The organism is Pseudomonas sp. D3-10, assembly GCF_051132175.1.
In the GTDB taxonomy this organism is placed as follows: domain Bacteria; phylum Pseudomonadota; class Gammaproteobacteria; order Pseudomonadales; family Pseudomonadaceae; genus Aquipseudomonas.
In genome coordinates this window covers 3,122,370-3,139,857 of sequence record NZ_CP071668.1, presented here as the reverse complement: position 1 = coordinate 3,139,857, position 17,488 = coordinate 3,122,370, and the positions used below count along the sequence as shown (strand labels likewise).

The 17,488-nt window shown below is 61.1% G+C and carries 18 protein-coding genes; 5 read left to right on the top strand and 13 right to left on the bottom strand.

The window, feature by feature from the left end:
• Positions 1-104: 104 nt before the first annotated feature.
• The 9 genes from J3P90_RS14110 to J3P90_RS14070 form a co-directional block, all read right to left on the bottom strand.
• Positions 105-1,388, bottom strand: a complete 1,284-nt coding sequence (locus J3P90_RS14110) for a hypothetical protein (RefSeq protein WP_434563902.1) — start codon at positions 1,386-1,388, stop codon at positions 105-107.
• Between the two features lie 46 nt (positions 1,389-1,434).
• A complete protein-coding gene (locus J3P90_RS14105; RefSeq protein ID WP_420766837.1) occupies positions 1,435-2,181 on the bottom strand; it encodes a hypothetical protein in 747 nt (248 codons plus the stop codon).
• Between the two features lie 57 nt (positions 2,182-2,238).
• Positions 2,239-2,919, bottom strand: coding sequence for a C39 family peptidase (locus J3P90_RS14100; protein WP_420766838.1), 681 nt, complete (start codon positions 2,917-2,919; stop codon positions 2,239-2,241).
• A gap of 76 nt (positions 2,920-2,995) precedes the next feature.
• Positions 2,996-3,973 carry a heme utilization protein gene (locus J3P90_RS14095; RefSeq protein WP_420766839.1) on the bottom strand — a complete coding sequence of 326 codons (978 nt, stop codon included), beginning with the start codon at positions 3,971-3,973 and terminating at the stop codon, positions 2,996-2,998.
• A gap of 60 nt (positions 3,974-4,033) precedes the next feature.
• A complete protein-coding gene (locus tag J3P90_RS14090; RefSeq protein ID WP_434674908.1) occupies positions 4,034-4,609 on the bottom strand; it encodes an adhesin in 576 nt (191 codons plus the stop codon).
• Between the two features lies 1 nt (position 4,610).
• Entirely contained in the window at positions 4,611-5,057 is a 447-nt protein-coding gene (locus tag J3P90_RS14085) for a hypothetical protein (protein WP_420766841.1), read from the bottom strand.
• A gap of 305 nt (positions 5,058-5,362) precedes the next feature.
• A complete protein-coding gene (locus J3P90_RS14080; protein ID WP_420766842.1) occupies positions 5,363-5,887 on the bottom strand; it encodes an AAA family ATPase in 525 nt (174 codons plus the stop codon).
• The gene (gene pnuC / locus J3P90_RS14075; protein ID WP_434674907.1) at positions 5,884-6,447 is read right to left on the bottom strand and encodes a nicotinamide riboside transporter PnuC; all 564 of its coding nucleotides are present in this window, start codon (positions 6,445-6,447) and stop codon (positions 5,884-5,886) included. The genes J3P90_RS14080 and pnuC overlap by 4 nt, the downstream gene beginning before the upstream one ends.
• A 235-nt stretch (positions 6,448-6,682) precedes the next feature.
• The gene (locus J3P90_RS14070) at positions 6,683-8,317 is read right to left on the bottom strand and encodes a methyl-accepting chemotaxis protein (RefSeq protein ID WP_434563908.1); all 1,635 of its coding nucleotides are present in this window, start codon (positions 8,315-8,317) and stop codon (positions 6,683-6,685) included.
• A 276-nt stretch (positions 8,318-8,593) separates the two neighbouring features.
• Between J3P90_RS14070 and J3P90_RS14065 the strand changes: the two genes are divergently transcribed.
• Both J3P90_RS14065 and J3P90_RS14060 read left to right on the top strand, forming a co-directional pair.
• On the top strand, positions 8,594-9,424 hold the full coding sequence (locus J3P90_RS14065) for an undecaprenyl-diphosphate phosphatase (protein ID WP_420766845.1): 831 nt from the start codon (positions 8,594-8,596) through the stop codon (positions 9,422-9,424).
• On the top strand, positions 9,421-9,843 hold the full coding sequence (locus J3P90_RS14060) for a DUF1294 domain-containing protein (protein ID WP_434674906.1): 423 nt from the start codon (positions 9,421-9,423) through the stop codon (positions 9,841-9,843). Before J3P90_RS14065 ends, J3P90_RS14060 begins: the two co-directional genes overlap by 4 nt.
• A gap of 4 nt (positions 9,844-9,847) precedes the next feature.
• Here J3P90_RS14060 and J3P90_RS14055 read toward each other — a convergent pair whose 3' ends face one another.
• Positions 9,848-10,198: an MmcQ/YjbR family DNA-binding protein gene (locus tag J3P90_RS14055; RefSeq protein WP_420766847.1), complete on the bottom strand. Its 351-nt coding sequence runs from the start codon at positions 10,196-10,198 to the stop codon at positions 9,848-9,850.
• Positions 10,195-11,103 carry a LysR substrate-binding domain-containing protein gene (locus J3P90_RS14050; protein WP_420766848.1) on the bottom strand — a complete coding sequence of 303 codons (909 nt, stop codon included), beginning with the start codon at positions 11,101-11,103 and terminating at the stop codon, positions 10,195-10,197. The genes J3P90_RS14055 and J3P90_RS14050 overlap by 4 nt, the downstream gene beginning before the upstream one ends.
• 129 nt (positions 11,104-11,232) lie before the next feature.
• Between J3P90_RS14050 and J3P90_RS14045 the strand changes: the two genes are divergently transcribed.
• Positions 11,233-11,841: an FMN-dependent NADH-azoreductase gene (locus J3P90_RS14045; protein WP_434674905.1), complete on the top strand. Its 609-nt coding sequence runs from the start codon at positions 11,233-11,235 to the stop codon at positions 11,839-11,841.
• Positions 11,842-12,024: 183 nt separating this feature from the next.
• Positions 12,025-13,062, top strand: a complete 1,038-nt coding sequence (locus J3P90_RS14040) for an alpha/beta hydrolase family protein (protein WP_434674904.1) — start codon at positions 12,025-12,027, stop codon at positions 13,060-13,062.
• On the opposite strand, the gene J3P90_RS14035 is transcribed toward J3P90_RS14040, so the two are convergent.
• Positions 13,056-14,249: an MFS transporter gene (locus J3P90_RS14035; RefSeq protein ID WP_420766851.1), complete on the bottom strand. Its 1,194-nt coding sequence runs from the start codon at positions 14,247-14,249 to the stop codon at positions 13,056-13,058. The genes J3P90_RS14040 and J3P90_RS14035 overlap by 7 nt on opposite strands.
• 345 nt (positions 14,250-14,594) lie before the next feature.
• Positions 14,595-16,181: an ABC-F family ATPase gene (locus J3P90_RS14030; RefSeq protein WP_420766852.1), complete on the bottom strand. Its 1,587-nt coding sequence runs from the start codon at positions 16,179-16,181 to the stop codon at positions 14,595-14,597.
• Between the two features lie 404 nt (positions 16,182-16,585).
• Between J3P90_RS14030 and lpxO the strand changes: the two genes are divergently transcribed.
• The gene (gene lpxO / locus J3P90_RS14025) at positions 16,586-17,485 is read left to right on the top strand and encodes a lipid A hydroxylase LpxO (RefSeq protein ID WP_434674903.1); all 900 of its coding nucleotides are present in this window, start codon (positions 16,586-16,588) and stop codon (positions 17,483-17,485) included.
• The last annotated feature ends 3 nt before the right edge of the window (positions 17,486-17,488 follow it).

Below are 17,488 nucleotides of genomic sequence, written 5' to 3'. Positions count from 1 at the left end.
GTCGCCATCGAAGCCAGCAATCTCCATCACCAGGATTCGCCGACCTGGCTAATGCGCAAGGCTGTGATCTCCCTCAGTTGTCGATTGCATGATCAGCCTTTGCATCAGAAGTAATACGGGAATTTCAGGCTGAAGGTGAAATCCGGTGCGTCGTCGGTCAGCCCGATGGACAGGTTGGGCACGATGGTCAGGTTGTCGCTGGCGGCCAGGGTCATGCCGATGTTGAAGTAGCCCGCGTTGGCGTCGCTGGACACCACCGATTCCCAATCCCCGCCGTCCTGCTTGAGCTTGCTTTTCTTCTGGATCAAGTCGGAGACCGAAAACGACATGCTCATTTTCTCGTTCAGGGCAAAGGCGATACCCGCGCCGATCTGGAAGCTGTCGCCGATCCGCACCTTGCCAGGCACCTCCTGGTTGACGGTCGAGCTGATGTCGTCGAAGGATTCTTCGAAATTGTGGGTATAGGAAAGGCTGCCGAACAGCACGGCCGGATCGAACGTCTTGACCAGGGAGATGCCCGGGGTGATCGACCAGACGCCGTTGCCCGTGGGCAAGTCTTCGGGAACGAACAGGTTGGTGTTGGCCTGGGACTGGCGCAGCTTGATGCCAAACGGATCCTTGCCGGTGGGTGCCTTGACGCGAAGGGTCACCACGGCATCCGGGCTGCTGACCGATTCATCCATGAATTTGTAGGCGATGCCGAAATTCACGTCGCCGATGGTCGGGTCGCGGGTGACGGTTTCTTCGCTGGTCACCCCGGCGGCCCCTTGATTGGCGCCACCGGACTGGTAGGTTGATTCGCGATAGATCACCGGCACATTGAGGTCGAACTGCCAGCGGTTGTCGAAGTTGTAGCGACCGGTGAGGTCCAGCGTCCAGGTGTCGGCCTTGATCCGATCGAGGTTGATATTGCCCAGGAAAATCGAATCCAGGGCCAGGAAACCGTTGAGGATCAGCTGTCGCGTGTCGTAGCGCGAATAAGTCACGCCGGTTTCGAAGCTGAATTTTCCGCCGCCGAAGAAGCCGCTGGCTTCATCGTAGAGGTTGGAGACGCTCTGGGCCGGCTGCGAATCGTCGGCCAGGGACTGTCCGTAACCGCTGCCTCCTGAACTGGCCGCGCCGCTGCCCGCCACGCCCTGGTTGCCTTTCATGTCGGCCGGGGATTTAGCCAGGCGCTTGGGCGGCGGGGCGGTGGGTTGGTCTTCCACCTGGCGGACGCGTTGTTCGAGGACCGCCAGGGCTTTTTGCTGGACCTCGTACCGTTGCTTGAGCTCTAGAAGTTCTTGTTTCAGGGCCTCGATGTCCGAGTCCGGTGCAGCTTGCACCAGAGTTGCCGGGAACATCGTGCTTAAACACATCACAGCGCGCAACGATACGGATCGATACATGAAATATGCCGTCCCTATTTGCCCAATGATTGGAGATCAGCGTAGATCAATATCCGAGGTTTCGAAGGCCGCGCAGCTGCGTAAGGTTGCAGTCCAGGGCTCCGGTGCTGGGGCCATTGTTGTTCAGTACGACATTGAGCTGGGTCATGTTGTTGACCAGGTTGCTGTTACCCAGCAAGCGGGTGTTCTGCAGCAAGCCACCCTGGGCCACCTGCTGCAGGGTATTGCCCTGGTTATGGTTGGCCTGGATCGCCATCTGTACGCCGCTGCCGGTCGCGGTGACAGCGACGCTGCCGGCGGCGTTGCTGCCGCTGATGGTCTGGCCCTTGGTCAGCAGTTGGCCTTGCGAGGGGGCCAGGGCAGGGGCGTGGCTGCTTTCCTTCACGTTGATGCTGACGTTGTTATAGGCCGTGTTGCCGTCACCCGCGGCTCGCACGCTTTGGGTCACGCCCTGGCCCGAGCCCAGGCCGGCGCCGCCGGTGACCGTGCCGTTGCCCTGTTCCGGGACGCTGCCGTTGCCGGTCTGCTTGATGGTGGACACATAGAACTGCGGTTTGACCGTCGAGGCCTGGATCTGCATGGAGCTTGACGCGCCAATCACGTCGCCACTGGCGTTTCGCCAGGTGCTGCTCATGACGATGCCAAAGCTGATGACTCGCCCAGGCATGACATAACGACCCCGAAGCTCGGCGAGTTCCTGATCCTTGACTTCGATGGGTTTGAAACCGGCGTGGGCAAGACCCGACGTCGTTGCGGCCAGGCAGGCCAGCGTGAGCCAGTATGAGGTTTTCATGTGTTGCTCCCGGAGCTTCCTGCTCCTTTTGTATTTTTATTGGCAGTTGTCCGGCGATTAGAAAAAATCGCTCTGAATGAAGCCGAAATCCATTAGTTCCGCGTCCTTGACCGGGTTGAAGCCGTCCAGTTTGTTGCGTGCCGTCAGGGGTTGCGGTGGGCTGCGCAACGCGTTGGTCTTGTCGTAGCCGGGGCCGACGATGGCGAAGACGATGCCGTTCCAGCCTTTGACGAATTCGTCATGGGCGTAGCGTTTGTGCCCCAGCACCGGGTCAGCGATGTAGACCCATTGCTTGTCGGATCGCTGCAGTACCACGAAGTGCTTGTAGCCGCGTATATCCATCAGGACCACGACTGGAATCGTCACCGCGGAAAGTTTCTCCGGCGGTATCCGATAGCCCCGGGCGCGCATGCCGATGGTTTCGACGTAGCGTTTCATGTCCAGCATGGAGAAGCCCTGGGTACGAACCAGGTCGTGGTCGGCATTGACCAGCATGCCCTTGATAACCTGTTCTTCATCCACGTCGAGCCAGTAGGCCTGGCGCAACACGGTGGCCAGTGCGGCGGCACCGCAGCTGAAGTCGGTTTTCTGCTCGACGATGTCGCTGAACTTGCGTTCGCGCACGCTCTGCACCGGTTTGTAGACGAGCATGCCGCCAGGCAGGGCGGCAACGGGCATCTGCGCGGCTTCGCTCGCGCAGGCAAAGCATAGACACAGGCAAAGCGCTCTCGCACGCATGATCGATACGCCTAGTGGATATCGGGAAAAGCCCCTGTGGGAGCGAGCAGGGCCCGCTGCCACAGGGAAGCTTTTTTTACATGCAGGCCTTGCAACCCGCAGCAATCGACAGCGAGTTGCTCTGCTGATTGCCCACGCCCGCCGACACGTTGGCGCCGCCGTTGCCGGAGAAGCCGTTCATGGAGTTGGTCATGGTTGCGTTGTTGATCACAGGGTTTTTCCAGCCGTCGCGGGTCAACACTTGTTGGGTGTTGCTGCCGGCCAGTTCGAAGGTGCCGACGGCGGAGAACTTGAACTTGTCGTCGTCGTGGCCGCCACCGTAACCGCCTCTGTTGCCCCAGCCGCCGTCATCTTCGACGGTACCGTTGCCTTTGGCCTTGAAGGTGCCAGAAGCCTCGTAGCTGTTGGTAAGGGTGACAACCTCGTTTTTCTTCACGCCTTTGTTGTCGACCACCAGGCCGGTGGAAGACTGGTCAGCCGACGCAGCGGCTTGAGCCACCCGGCCGCCCGACACAGCGATGGCCAGGTTGTTTTTCTGCTGGTTGAAGTTGCCGGCGGTCACGTTGATGCCGATGTTGCCGGAGCCGTTGTTGCCCGCGTTGGTGAGCGACGCGTTGTTCAGCGTGGAGTTGTTCTTGACGTAGTTGTTGTTATTGACTTGCGTGGCGCTGGACATGGCGACAGCCGAGCCGAAGATGAAGCTTTCATCGGCGGTGGCCAGTGCGGCGGCATTGTCCTGCTGGTTGCCATCCCCGGCGGCGATGTTGGCGCCCATGTTGCCGTTGCTGCCATTGAGGGAATCAGTGGCCTCGGCGGTGTTTCGGGTCGCCTGGTTGGTCACTTCGTTGCCGTCACTGTTCTGCACATCCAGCACCGTGGCCCCAGCGCCGGCGCTGATGGAGAGCAGTTGTTCCAGCGTTGGCCCTTTAGGGCCGTGGTTGCCATGGCCGTTGCCATGACCATTGCCGTGACCGTTTCCGTCAGCCTGTGCAGCCATTGCCATGACAGCGGCGAGAGCGAAAACCAATGGTTTGAGCGCCATTGTGGGTTTCATGGTGTTTCTCCTTGCGTGTCGTTGGTTAAGTGTCGGTACTTTCTTATGCGCTGCGCCGGGTCAGTCAGCGACCCGGATGCTCAGGGTGTTAGCCATGCGGTTCCCCACCCCGGCACTCTGATGCACCTGGATAACCCCTCGGCTGCCGGTGAAGGCCTGGTCGCTCGTTGCGACCTGGCGGCTGCCGGTTGGGGTGTCAGTTGCTCCGGAGTTCGGTACCAGCGCCACGTTCTGTTGAGACAGGGCGCTGTCGTCCATGCTTTGCGGGCGGGCACTGATGCTCACCCGCATGACATTGGCCATCTGGTTGTTGGCGCCGGCGGACTGGTTGACGCCCAGCACGCCGTTGCCGTTGGTGAATGAGCTGCCACCAATGCGCGCGCTTGCGTTCATCGATGCACTGGCCGACGTGTCGAGGCGTTGCCGCACGACGGTGGTCGCCTGGGCGTCGGTGCCAATGGCAATGGCCCGGGTGTTGGTCTGTTGGGTCCGGTCCCCGGCCGCCTGGTTGACATTGAGGTTGCCGGTATAGCGACTGCCGGAGTTCTGCAGATCGGCATGGCTCACCGCCACGCCTGGATCGGCGAGCACGGCGGATGAGCCGAGCAGCGCGATCAGGAGCCAAGTCGATTTCATCTCACTGGCCCCCCGCCAAGCGGCCCAATGGGGCCAGGCCGGAACTCAGCGAGCGGTTGATGGTGCCGGAAATGGCGCCGCCGCTACCGCCACCGTGTCCAGCGCTCATGCCCGGCATGCCGTTGGGATTGGTCACCACGTTGAGGCCTTGCACGCCGGTATTCGGATTGACCGTGTTGCGGATCGTCGAGCCGCTGGCAATGCCGGCGAATTCGCCGTCGCTGAGCTCAGTGCTCGCGGTTGCCTGGTTGATCCGATCGGAAGGGTTGGCGTTGACGGTGGTCGGGTAGGGGTCTTTGCCGCCGTTGCGACCGATATGGACGGGCTGCACGTCACGGTCGAGTACGATGACGCCGTTGCCCTCGGCTTGTGCCGGCAGACTGAGCGTTGCCGCGGTGGCGCAGCCGAACAGCAACAGACAGGTCAAGCTTGTGTTGATAGTCCCCATGACTTCGTTCCTTCTGCACTTGGCGCTGGCCCTAGTCAGCGTTGCGAGGAGCGGAGCAGGTGTTGTGCCGGATTTGGAAAAGCGCGGGTTTTCAGTAAGTTGCGGGAATGACCAGGCGAGCGTCAGGCAGTCTGTTTCATCGATGAAACATGCCTGCCGACGGGCTACCGGCCACAGGCCACTGTTTGGCCCCAGAATCGGGGTTGGGAGAAGGTGTATCAGTGACTTGACAGTCAGGCTGCCAAACCCTTGAGGCGGCGGTGGATCCGCGTTTGGCGAGAGCGGGATGTATCAGGGATGAAACATCACGCTTGGAGCAACCGGGAGACGGCAGCCAGAACTTGCTCGCGGCGCTGCGCCCAGTCACCTTCGATTTTCAGGAAGGGTTGCCGGTGGCGAACCAGCCAGTCTTCAATGGCATCAAAAAAAATCACCCGTTCGGCGAGGGCAGGCTGACAGCGCAAACCGTCGCCGATCCATTCGACCTGTTCGGGGCTGAGGAGCAGGTGTAAGTCGTAATGGCGTGCCAGCAGGGCCGGTTCGAGCCAGGCCGGGCAGTCGCCGAACAGCGTCTGGCTCCAGAGGATATTGCTCAACAGGTGCGTGTCGAGGATCAACAAGGCCGGTTGTCGCGCCCGGGCCGCATCTTCCCAGGCCAGTTGCCCCGTGGCGATAGCGGTAATGTCGTCCAGGGACGTCTCGCGTTGGGTCTGTTCCATGAAGTGGCGCACGTATTCATCCACCCGCACGCCGCCGAAATAAGTCTGCAACTGGGCCGCCAACCAGCTCTTGCCGCTGGATTCCGGACCGGTCAGCACCACCACCTTCATGTGCGCAGCGCCGGGTCGGCACGCCATTCCCGCCAGCCTTGCACCGCCAGCAGGGTAAACAGGGCGTAAAGGGCGGCGGTCAGGTACAGATCCTTGTAGATGAACAAACCCACGAAAGTCACGTCGAGGACAATCCACAACGGCCAGCACTGCACGCGTTTCTGTGCCATCCACCACTGGGCAACCAAGCTGAACCCGGTGAGCGCCGCGTCGAGCCAGGGTTGCGCGGCGTCGGTCCAATGGGCCATCGCACCGCCCAACATCAAGCTACCCGCCGCACCGATGGCAAGGCCGAGCCACACCGACGGCGTGCCCAGGCGAGTGACCTGGCGTCCCTCGTGATCGCGCCCGGCGCGGGTCCACTGCCACCAGCCATACAGCTGCAGAACCGCGTAGACCACCTGCAACAACATGTCGGAATAAAGCTTCACTTCGAAGAAAATCCAGCTGTACAGCAGCACCATGACCAGGCCGATCGGCCAGCACCAGGGGTTCTGCTTGACGGTCAACCAGACAGCGATCACGCCGAGGGCTGCGGCAAACAGTTCAAGCCCGGACATGGCGATTCCTTGGGGAAGTCGGAGAGGGCGGGGATTGTAAACGCTATGGGGCGCAGAGCTCCAACTTCAGCGCTGAAAGCCTTGGCGCTATCGCGAGCAAGCTCACAAGGGATTACGGTGTAAATCCGCACTCCAGATCATCTCGCAACCCTGTGGGAGCGAGCTTGCTCGCGATGGCGCCGGGTCAGCTGGCATCCATGTTGGATGTGCTAGCGCATCGCGAGCAGGATGCATCTCAGACCCGGAACTGCTTGAGCAACCCGTTCAGCTGTTCGCTCAAGTCTTTCAGGCGCGCGCTCGCCAGGCTCGACTGCTCGGCGGCCACGGCGGTGCTGTGGGAGAGGCCGGCGGCCTGGGTGACGTTCTGGTTGATGTCTTCCACCACATGGGCCTGTTGAAGAGTGGCGCTGGCGATGGAAGCGTTCAGGCTGTTGAGGTTGCGCAAGGCTTGGCCGATGGCGTTGAGGCTGGCACCGGCCAGGCCCGCTTGTTCGATGGTCAACTGCGAGGCCCGGCTGCTGTCGCTGATGACTTTCACCGCGGCTTCGGAGTGGTTTTGCAGGCGTTCGATCATGGCCTGGATTTCCGCCGTGGATTTCTGCGTGCGCTGGGCCAGCAGACGCACTTCGTCGGCCACCACGGCAAAGCCGCGGCCTTGTTCGCCGGCGCGGGCGGCTTCGATCGCGGCGTTGAGCGCCAGCAGGTTGGTTTGTTCGGCGATGGAGCGAATCACCTCCAGCACGCTGCCGATCTGGGTGCTTTCACTCGCCAGGGTGCGGATCACTTCCACGGCCTGGTCGATGGTCTGCGAAAGCCGGTCGATCTGTTGCAGGCTGCCGTCGATGTTGACCTGGCCTTGCTGGGCCTGGGATTCGGCGTCGCGCATTTCGCTGGCGGCATGTTCAGCGTTCTTGGCGACGTCCTGCACGCCATAGGTCACTTCGTTGATGGCGGTCGCCACCAGTTCCATCTGTTGGGATTGCTGCTGGCTGCGCTGCTGCGCCTGCGCGGCGTCGTTGCCCAGTTCGCTGGATGATTGCCCCAGCGCGCTGGCAGAGCTCTGCAACTGGCCCACGACTTGCCGCAGTTTTGCGGTAAAGGCGTTGAAGTGTCGCGCCAACTGGGTGACTTCGTCCTGACCGTGGGTGTCGAGGGTGCGGGTCAGGTCGCTTTCACCGCTGGCGATGTTGGCCATGGCGTTGACGGTGTCCTGAAGCGGACGGACGATGCTGCGCACGATCAGCGTCAGCAGCAGGCCCATGACCAAGGTAATCGCCAAACCGATCAACGCGGCCTTGATCACCTGGGACTGGAATTCTGCCTGGACGTCATCCACATACACACCGGAGCCAATGATCCAGCCCCACGGTTCGAAAAGTTTGACGTATGACGTCTTGCCGACCGGCGCGTCGGCGCCCGGCTTGGGCCAGAGGTAGTCGACCATCCCGGCGCCCTTGGCCTTGGCGATGGTGACCATCTCGTTGAACAGCGCAAACCCGTTGGGGTCGCGGATCGCCGAGAGGTTCTGGCCTTCGAGTTTGGGATTGGTGGGGTGCATGACCATGACCGGCGTCAGGTCGTTGATCCAGAAGTAGTCGTTCTGGTCATAGCGCAGCCCGCGGACCGCGCTGAGGGCCTGCTTCTGCGCCGCATCGCGCGTCAGCGTGCCGGCGGTTTCCAGGCCATGGTAGTAGCTCAACACACCGCTGGCGGTCTGGACCACGTGTTGGGTCTTCTGCACCTTGGCCTGATACAGGTCCGTGTGGATCTGCTTGAGCATAAACGCGCCCAGCGTGAACAACATCACGATGGCCACGACCAGGATGAGCCACAAGCGTCGGCTGATCGATACACTGCGCAAGCTATTCATACGCTGTCACTCCGGTTCTTATTCTTGTCATTTTTAACGACGGCCGGCACTTTAACGCTCGGCAGGTACGCGTGATGGACCTGGGTCATGACGCGGCAGCGTTATCAGGGCTTGTCTGATAGGATTTCGGCCCCGCAGCGTAAAACCTGAGCCGGTTCTGCTTTTTTCATTGGTTTTTTTTGCAAGGTCGCGGTTATCGTGCAGCCCGCTGCGCTCGCCGCGTAATGTTTGAATATAGATAAGGCCTGGATAGACAGGCTTTTTTTTGGGGGATGAATGGATTTGTGGACTGCCTTTTCGGCATTGATTCTTGGCGTGGTAGAGGGCCTGACGGAGTTTCTGCCGATTTCCAGCACGGGGCACCAGATCGTTGTTGCGGATTTGCTCGGGTTTGGCGGCGAACGTTCGATGGCGTTCAACATCATCATCCAGCTCGGCGCGATCCTGGCGGTGGTCTGGGAGTTTCGGCGCAAGATTTTTGATGTGGTGTTGGGCCTGCCGACCCAGCCCGGCGCCCGTCGATTCACCGCCAACCTACTGATTGCCTTCTTTCCCGCGGTGATATTGGGCGTGCTGCTCGCCGACTGGATCCATCATTACCTGTTCAACGCCATTACCGTTGCGACGGCGCTGGTAGTGGGTGGGTTGGTGATGCTGTGGGCCGAGAAGCGCCAGCACACGGTGCACGCCGAAACCGTCGATGACATGACATGGAAGGACGCCCTGAAAGTCGGCCTGGCCCAGTGCATCGCGATGATTCCCGGCACCTCCCGCTCCGGGGCAACCATCATCGGAGGGCTGCTGTTCGGCCTGTCGCGCAAGACCGCCACGGAATTCTCTTTTTTCCTGGCGATGCCGACCATGGTCGGCGCGGCGGTTTACTCCGGCTATAAATACCGCGAATTGTTCGTTCCGGCGGATTTCCCCGTGTTTGCCATCGGCTTCATCACCGCGTTCATCTTCGCCATGATCGCGGTCAAGGGCCTGCTGCGCTTCATCGCCAGCCACAGCTATGCAGTCTTCGCCTGGTATCGGATTGCGTTCGGCCTGTTGATCCTGGCGACCTGGCAGTTTGGCTGGGTGGACTGGACAGCGGCCAAGCCATGAACGATTCAGGCCGGCGCGGCGCGCGTCACCCCAGCGGGGCCGTGCAGAACCTGCGGCTCAAGCTGGGCGTGTTCGCGCTGCTGTGCGCCTTGCCGCTCGCGGGTTCGCTACTGCTGGGGCTGCAAGGCGAGTCCTGGGTGCCGATGACGGCTTACGGCGTCGTCAGTGTCGTGGCGTTTTTGCTCTACTGGAGCGATAAGCGCAAGGCGCGTTCGGACGCCTGGCGCACGCCGGAAAATGTGTTGCACGCCGTCGAGCTGGCCGGTGGCTGGCCCGGTGCGTTGCTGGCTCAACAGGTGTTTCGCCACAAGACCCGCAAGGTTTCGTTTCAGGTGGTGTTCTGGTTCGTCGTGTTATTGCACCAGGGGTTCTGGGTGGATCAGTTGTTCCTGGGTGGGCATCTGCTGGCGTTGTTCTAGGACGCTACAGCAACAACCCAACCTGCGTCCGCTTCGGCAATTTGCTGACCACCAGTTGATGGGAGCGTTGCAGCAACCCCCGCAATTCGTCATCGCCCAGCGGGTAGGGCACGTTCATGATGATCCACTGCGCCCGGGCCAGATAAGGCGCGGGGTGAATGCCGGGCCGGTCGCAGTGGCCTAGAAACAGGTCCTTGTCGACCTTGAACGCCAACGAATCACTGCGCAGGCCCTGCAAGGCGAACATCTTGTTTCCAGCGATGGAAAATACCCGCACGCCGCCCCACTTGTAGTCTTCCCTGACCCCAGGCAGGCCCAGGCAAAACCGTGCGACATCCTCTTCGCTCAAGCTCATAGCGTTTTCTCTCCACATTGTTCAAACGCCGCCACCAAATGATCGATCCAGGCGCGCACCGCCGGCAGCATACCGCGCCGGTGAGGATAAACCGCCAAGAGCCAGCCATCGGGGGATGACCAGCCAGGCAACAACTCCACCAACCTGCCGTCGCGCAATTCCTCTTCGCAATACATGCTCGGCAGCAGGGTAAAGCCCAGGCCGGCGAGGGCGCAGGCGCGGCGCACGATGAAATCATCGATGCCCAGGCGCGCTTCCAAGGCCAGTTCGGTGCTTTGGCCACGGCGGTCAAGCAGGCGCAGGTGAACCTGTCGATCTGCTTCCAACGCCCCCAGCACCGGCAGTTGCCGTAGATCCTCCGGAGTTTCGATTCGCCGCCCCTCGGTAAAGGCGGGGCTGGCGACCATGATCAACCGGGCCTGGCGCAAGCGGCGGGTCATCAACAGTGGGTCCTCGTCACCCAGGTCTCTCACCCGCAGCGCCACGTCGATGCCTTCGCTGACCAGGTCCACCCGCCGATTGAGCAGAATCATCTCCAGTTGGACCTGCGGGTATTTCGCCAGGAAAGTTTCGATGATCGATGGCAAAAACTGGTGCGCCAATCCCACCGGGCTCGACACCCGCAGCCGTCCACGGGGCTCGCTGGACATGCTCGCCACGGCCTCGTCGGCCATCTCCGCTTCCAGCAACATCGCCTGGCAGTGGCGAAGGTAGCGTTCACCCACGGCGGTCAGCTTCAGTTGGCGAGTCGTACGTTGCAACAGGCGAGCATTGAGACGCTCTTCCAGCTCGGCTATACGCCGTGACAGCCGCGACTTCGGTATGCCGAGCAAGCGCCCGGCCGCCGCGAAGCCACCGGCCTCGACCACCTTGGCGAAGTAATAAAGATCGTTGAGGTCCTGCATGGCCAGCTCAATTGTCCTGTCAGTGGAACAAACTATCGCATTGTTGGTATCTTATCGGCTATTGGTTTCATCGATAGGATTGTTCTCAATTGATCGCCTGGTCGCGATCCTCACTTGGAGAGCACTCACATGAAACTGTTGCACATCGATTCGAGCATCCTCGGCGACAACTCCGCTTCGCGCCAATTGAGCCGTGAACTGGTCCAGGCTTGGACGGCCGCCGAGCCGGGCATCACCGTCACTTACCGCGACCTGGCGACCGACGCCATCAGCCACTTTTCCGCCCAGACGCTGGTCGCCGCCGGCACCAGCGCTGAGCTGCGCGATGCTGCCCTCAAGCACGAAGCCGACCTCAGCGCATCGACCATGGCCGAATTCCTTGCGTCAGACGCCGTCGTGATTGCAGCCCCGATGTACAACTTCAGCATTCCGACCCAGCTCAAGGCCTGGATCGACCGCATCGCCGTGGCTGGTCAGACGTTCCGCTACACCGAAGCCGGCCCCGAAGGCCTGTGCGGCGGCAAGAAGCTGGTAATCGTCTCGACCTCCGGCGGCCTGCATGCCGGGCAACCAAGTGGCGTAGGCCATGAGGACTACCTGAAGCAAATGTTCGGGTTCCTGGGCATCACCGACATCGAATTCGTCCGCGCCGAAGGCTTGGCCTACGGTGATGACATGCGAAGCAAAGCGATAAGCGAAGCCAAGCTGCAGATCGGCCAGCAATTCGCTGCCGCGTAAGGCTTGCGTAAAGGCGCCAGGCGCTTCGGGCAACCTTTGCAAAACCCTGTATTCTCGTCGTCATGAAGCGGCTGGAATACGGGGTTTTTTCGTATGTCGGCGCTGGGCTGGATGGCGCAGGATATGCACGGCCAGAACGCTAACGACGGGGCCTTCCCCGTGCGTGCGAAGGTGGAAGATTCGATGACACGTGTTGGTGCAGCATTACTGCTTTGTCTGTTTGCCAGCCTCGGTCCGGTGCAGGCCGCGCCGGCGCCGCATCCGCATTGGAGCGCCGGTTTCCATGAGTTGGATTTTCTCGATCCGCTGGACCAGCAGCCGATGCATGCCATCGCGTTCTATCCGTCCACCGCCAAGGATCAGTCCAGCTCCCTGGGCGGCTATCAGATCGACGCGGCGCAGGATGCTCAGATCGCCATCGGCCGGTTTCCATTGCTCATGCTCTCCCACGGCAACACCGGCACGCCCTTGGCCCTGCATGACCTGGCCACGTCGCTGGCACGCAAGGGGTTCGTGGTGGTGGCGGTGATACATCCGGGGGACAACGCCCAGGATCACAGCCGACTCGGTACTTTAAGCAATTTGTACGGGCGGCCGATCCAGATCTCCAAAGCCATCACCGCAACGTTGAACGACCCCATGCTCTCGCCATTCGTCAATGCCGGACAGGTGGGCGTGATCGGTTATTCGGCGGGCGGTGAAACCGCCTTGATTCTTTCCGGCGCCACGCCGGACCTCAATCGCCTGCGGCGCTATTGCCAGGAACGGCCCGATGACCGTGACGCCTGCAATACCCAGGGTGAGCTGATTGCCGATCGCGATGACCTGTCACCGGTGGCTGATCCCAGGGTTCGCGCATTGTTGCTGATGGCGCCATTGAGCCTGAAATTCGGCCGTCACACGTTGGCCGACGTCCATGTGCCGGTGCTGCTCTACAGTGGCGACGGCGACAAACTGGTGGCGTTCGACAAGAACGCCGCGGCCCTGGCGCGCAAGCTGCCCACCGCGCCGGACTTCAAGACATTGGCCGGCGCCGGCCACTTCGTCTTCATGGCCCCATGCACCGACGAGCAGATCGCGGCAATGCCGGCGCTGTGTACCGATGCCGATGGGGTCGATCGCAAGGACATCCACCGCACCATGATCTCCGAGGCCAGTCGCTTCTTCAGCCAGGCACTGGGCAAGCCGACCCGCGCGGGCATGAGGACGGCCGATCAGTGATCGCTACGCTCGGCCCGCCGGCGCAGCAGTAGCGCCAGGCCCAGGCCGATAAGCGACAACAAGGCCGCGAAGAAAAAGATCGACGAGTAGCCGAGGTTCAACGCCACCGCGCCCATCAGTGGGCCGGCAATCGCCAATGCCAGGTCGAAGAACACCGCATAGGCGCTCAACCCGGCACCTCGGCTGCTGTTGGGCACCTGCTTGATGGCTTCCACGCCCAACGCCGGATAGACCAGCGACAAGCCGAAACCGGCCAGGCCCGCGCCCACCAGGGCAAACGCGGTGGAGGGGGCGAGCCAGAGCATCACCAGCCCCACGGTCTCGATGCTCATGCAGACAATGGCCGAGCTGAAGCCACCGAAACGGGCGATGCTGGAAATGAACAATAGCCGCGACAGGATGAAGCAGATGCCGAAGACCGTCAGGCACCACGCCGCGCCGGTCCACCCGCGGCTGACATAGAACAGCGTAATGAAGGTGGTGAGCGTGCCGTAGCCGATCGAGGCCAGGCACAGGCTCGCGCCAAAGGGCGAAATGCGCCCGAACACGGCCCAGAAGGGTAGGCGCTCGCCACGCACGACCGGTACCGACGGCTTGTTGCGAATCAGCAGCAGCGCCATGCCGGCCAACAAGGACAAGGCGATGCCCAAGCTGTCGAAGCCGAGGCTGCCGACCATCACCACCCCCAGCGGCGCACCGATGGCGATGGCGCCGTAGGAAGCAATCCCATTCCATGAAATCGAGCGGGCGGTGTGCTCCACGCCGACCTGGCCCATGCACCAACTGATCGTCCCGACACCGATCAGCCCTTGGGCGACCCCCAAGAGCAAACGTCCCGCGATCAGGATCACCAGGCTTGGTAGCGGGAAATCCTGCAGCAATGTCGAGATCAGCGTCAGCACGCCGCTGAGCAGAATCCCTAGCAAACCATACACGATGGCCCGCTTGGTCCCGACGCTGTCCGACAGCCTTCCGGCCATGGGGCGGCTGAGCAGGGTCGCCAGGTATTGCGAGCCGATGGTCAGCCCCGCGATGACGGCGCTGAAGCCCAATTGATCGTGGACATAGCCTGGCAACACGGCGATGGGCAGTCCGATGCAAAGAAAGGCGATAAAGGTGTAGAAAACGATGGAGACGATCTGCAAGGTGATCGACAAGGAGCTGGGAGCGGGCTGGGCTGTTGGCATGGTGGCTCGTTCGCGGGCAGCGGCAGGAGTGCTTCATCATGGCGCGTGGCGGGGAGAAAAGGAAGCTGGCTAACGGTTGTTGAGCGGGATGGCTGTGCCAACGCCATCGCGAGCAGGCTCGCTCCCACAGTGTTTGGGTGTACTTGAGCCTTGGGGCAGGCCACAAGTGCCCCGTGGGAGCGAGCTTGCTCGCGATGGCGGTGGGTCAGGCAATGGGATGCTGGCAGGAGTGGCCATTCCGCGAGCAGGCTCGCTCCCACCGGTTTTTGGGTTTAGAACGAAAAAGCCCCGTCACATGGACAGGGCTTTCGCTTGCAGCTTGAGGCTTACGGCTTGTGGCTGTTCTTAGAACATCACGCCCTGGCTGCGCAGGTAGTCATCGTAGGTGCCGCTGAAGTCGACCACGCCATCGGCGCTCAGCTCGATGATGCGGGTCGCCAGGGACGATACGAATTCGCGGTCGTGGCTGACGAAGATCAACGTGCCCGGGTAGTTCTCCAGCGCCAGGTTCAGCGCTTCGATGGATTCCATGTCCAAGTGGTTGGTCGGTTCGTCCATCACCAGTACGTTCGGCTTTTGCAGGATCAGCTTGCCAAACAGCATGCGGCCCTGTTCACCACCGGAGATGACTTTGACTGACTTGAGGATCTCATCGTTGGAAAACAGCATGCGACCCAGGGTGCCACGGATCATCTGTTCGCCCTGAGTCCACTGGCCCATCCAGTCGAACAAACTGACGTCGTCCTCGAAGTCGTGGGCGTGGTCCTGGGCGTAGTAGCCCAGTTCCGCGCTTTCGGTCCATTTGACCGAGCCGGCGTCCGGTGTCAGCTCGCCCATCAAGGTACGGAGCAGGGTGGTCTTGCCGATGCCGTTGGGGCCGATGATCGCCACGCGCTCGCCGGCTTCGACGGTGAAGCTGAAGTTCTTGAACAGCGTCTTGCCGTCGAAGCCCTTGGACATGCGCTCGATGGTCACGGCCTGGCGGTGCAGCTTCTTGGTCTGTTCGAAGCGAATGAACGGGCTGACGCGACTCGATGGCTTGACCTCGGCCAGCTGGATCTTGTCGATCTGCTTGGCGCGGGAAGTGGCCTGCTTGGCTTTCGAAGCGTTGGCCGAGAACCGGCTGACGAACGTCTGCAATTCGGCGATCTGGGCTTTCTTCTTGGCGTTGTCCGACAGCAACTGCTCGCGGGACTGGGTGGCCGCGATCATGTATTCGTCGTAGTTGCCCGGGAACAGGCGCAGCTCACCGTAGTCCAGGTCGGCCATGTGGGTGCAGACGCTGTTGAGGAAGTGCCGGTCGTGGGAAATGATGATCATGGTGCTGTTACGCGCCGTGAGGATGTTTTCCAGCCAACGGATGGTGTTGATGTCCAGGTGGTTGGTCGGTTCGTCGAGCAACAGCACTTCCGGATCGGAGAACAATGCCTGGGCGAGCAACACACGCAGCTTCCAGCCTGGGGCGACTTCGGTCATCGGGCCGAAATGCTGTTCCAGGGGAATGCCCAGGCCCAGCAGCAGTTCACCGGCGCGGGATTCGGCGGTGTAGCCGTCCATCTCGGCGAACTCGGTTTCGAGCTCGGCCACGGCCATGCCGTCTTCTTCGGTCATCTCCGGCAGCGAATAAATGCGGTCGCGCTCGGCCTTGACCTTCCACAGCTCTTCGTGGCCCATGATCACGGTATCGATCACGGTGAATTGCTCGTAGGCGAACTGGTCCTGGCGCAGTTTACCCAGGCGCACGTTCGGCTCCAGCATCACCTGGCCGCCGGATGGCTCGAGGTCGCCTCCGAGGATTTTCATGAAGGTCGACTTGCCGCAACCGTTGGCACCGATCAGGCCGTAGCGGTTACCCGCGCCAAATTTGACAGAGACGTTTTCGAACAGCGGCTTGGCGCCGAACTGCATCGTGATGTTAGCTGTAGAAATCAAAGGTTTATCCTGCGGAACATTCAGAGTAGCTAAGGGTGCGGCAGTACCTGTTCAGTACCTGTTTGCGCCGATCCGCACCGCGCTGGAAGCTTCGCGGTCGCAAGCGCAAGGGTCCATCCGGCATAAGAGGACAGCTGCATACGGAGCGCCTCGCCCGAATGGATAGGCGCCGAGGTCGGTTTTCCGGCATCGGCCAAAAGGGGGCGCGTGATATTGGGCGGCGATTGTACTGATCTGGACGCGTTAACGATAGGGTATTGCCCGGGCGAGACAGTTTTTCACAACTGAGGATAACTTTCAGTTACAAAGTCTGGCTAAAATGCCATCTCACTCGACGCCCTCTACCTCGCCGCTTGGCTGGCCAGGAGACGCCGCCTGTCAACTCTTGCATTGTGACGGACTCCGTGAAGCTCATCATCGTTGCGATCTATATCCTCTCCATCGGCTATGTGCATCTGCGTGGGCGCGTGCGGCATAAGCTCGGACGCCAGCTGAGCGACCACTCGTCCTTCCTCGCGCCGGTCAATTGCCTGCTCTACCTGTGCTCGAAATTCCCCAACAAGCCGTTCCTCAGCCCAGGCGAGTTCCCGGACCTGAGCCCGTTGCAGGCCCATTGGGAAGAAATTCGCGCCGAGGGTCAGAACCTGTTGCAAGCAGGCGAGATCAAGCGCTCGAACCAATATGACGACGTGGGCTTCAACTCCTTTTTCAAGACCGGCTGGAAGCGTTTCTATCTCAAGTGGTATGGCGACAGCCATCCGTCGGCCATGAAGCTGTGCCCACGCACCACCGAGCTGGTGCAGGGCATCGGCTCGATCAAGGCGGCCATGTTCGCTGAACTGCCGCCGGGCTCGAAACTGGTCCGACATCGTGATCCGTACGCCGGCTCCTATCGCTACCACCTGGGCCTGCAGACGCCCAATGATGCCGGTTGCTACATCGATGTCGACGGCCAGTCGTATCACTGGCAGGACGGCGAGGCGGTCATATTCGACGAGACGTTCATCCATTACGCCGAAAACACGACGCCAGATAACCGCATCATCTTGTTCTGCGACGTGGAACGGCCCATGAAGTACCGTTGGGCCACGGCGTTCAACCGTTGGTTCAGCCGTACCGTGATGTCCGCCGCTGGAGCGCCGAACGATGCCGGTGACAAGACTGGCGGCCTGAACCGGGCGTTTTCACGGTTGTACAAGATTCGTCTGCAAGGCAAAGCGCTGAAGAAACGCAACCGCAAGTTGTACTACTTGCAGAAATGGGCGTTCTTCGGCGCTCTGCTGGCTATTTTCGTCTGGATCTGAAAG

Bases quoted from the DNA above. Each gene is read 5' to 3' on its own strand.
- J3P90_RS14110 (WP_434563902.1), bottom strand. From the start codon at position 1,388: ATGTATCGATCCGTATCGTTGCGCGCTGTGATGTGTTTAAGCACGATG.
- J3P90_RS14105 (WP_420766837.1), bottom strand. From the start codon at position 2,181: ATGAAAACCTCATACTGGCTCACGCTGGCCTGCCTGGCCGCAACGACG.
- J3P90_RS14100 (WP_420766838.1), bottom strand. From the start codon at position 2,919: ATGCGTGCGAGAGCGCTTTGCCTGTGTCTATGCTTTGCCTGCGCGAGC.
- J3P90_RS14095 (WP_420766839.1), bottom strand. From the start codon at position 3,973: ATGAAACCCACAATGGCGCTCAAACCATTGGTTTTCGCTCTCGCCGCT.
- J3P90_RS14090 (WP_434674908.1), bottom strand. From the start codon at position 4,609: ATGAAATCGACTTGGCTCCTGATCGCGCTGCTCGGCTCATCCGCCGTG.
- J3P90_RS14085 (WP_420766841.1), bottom strand. From the start codon at position 5,057: ATGGGGACTATCAACACAAGCTTGACCTGTCTGTTGCTGTTCGGCTGC.
- J3P90_RS14080 (WP_420766842.1), bottom strand. From the start codon at position 5,887: ATGAAGGTGGTGGTGCTGACCGGTCCGGAATCCAGCGGCAAGAGCTGG.
- pnuC (WP_434674907.1), bottom strand. From the start codon at position 6,447: ATGTCCGGGCTTGAACTGTTTGCCGCAGCCCTCGGCGTGATCGCTGTC.
- J3P90_RS14070 (WP_434563908.1), bottom strand. From the start codon at position 8,317: ATGAATAGCTTGCGCAGTGTATCGATCAGCCGACGCTTGTGGCTCATC.
- J3P90_RS14065 (WP_420766845.1), top strand. From the start codon at position 8,594: ATGGATTTGTGGACTGCCTTTTCGGCATTGATTCTTGGCGTGGTAGAG.
- J3P90_RS14060 (WP_434674906.1), top strand. From the start codon at position 9,421: ATGAACGATTCAGGCCGGCGCGGCGCGCGTCACCCCAGCGGGGCCGTG.
- J3P90_RS14055 (WP_420766847.1), bottom strand. From the start codon at position 10,198: ATGAGCTTGAGCGAAGAGGATGTCGCACGGTTTTGCCTGGGCCTGCCT.
- J3P90_RS14050 (WP_420766848.1), bottom strand. From the start codon at position 11,103: ATGCAGGACCTCAACGATCTTTATTACTTCGCCAAGGTGGTCGAGGCC.
- J3P90_RS14045 (WP_434674905.1), top strand. From the start codon at position 11,233: ATGAAACTGTTGCACATCGATTCGAGCATCCTCGGCGACAACTCCGCT.
- J3P90_RS14040 (WP_434674904.1), top strand. From the start codon at position 12,025: ATGACACGTGTTGGTGCAGCATTACTGCTTTGTCTGTTTGCCAGCCTC.
- J3P90_RS14035 (WP_420766851.1), bottom strand. From the start codon at position 14,249: ATGCCAACAGCCCAGCCCGCTCCCAGCTCCTTGTCGATCACCTTGCAG.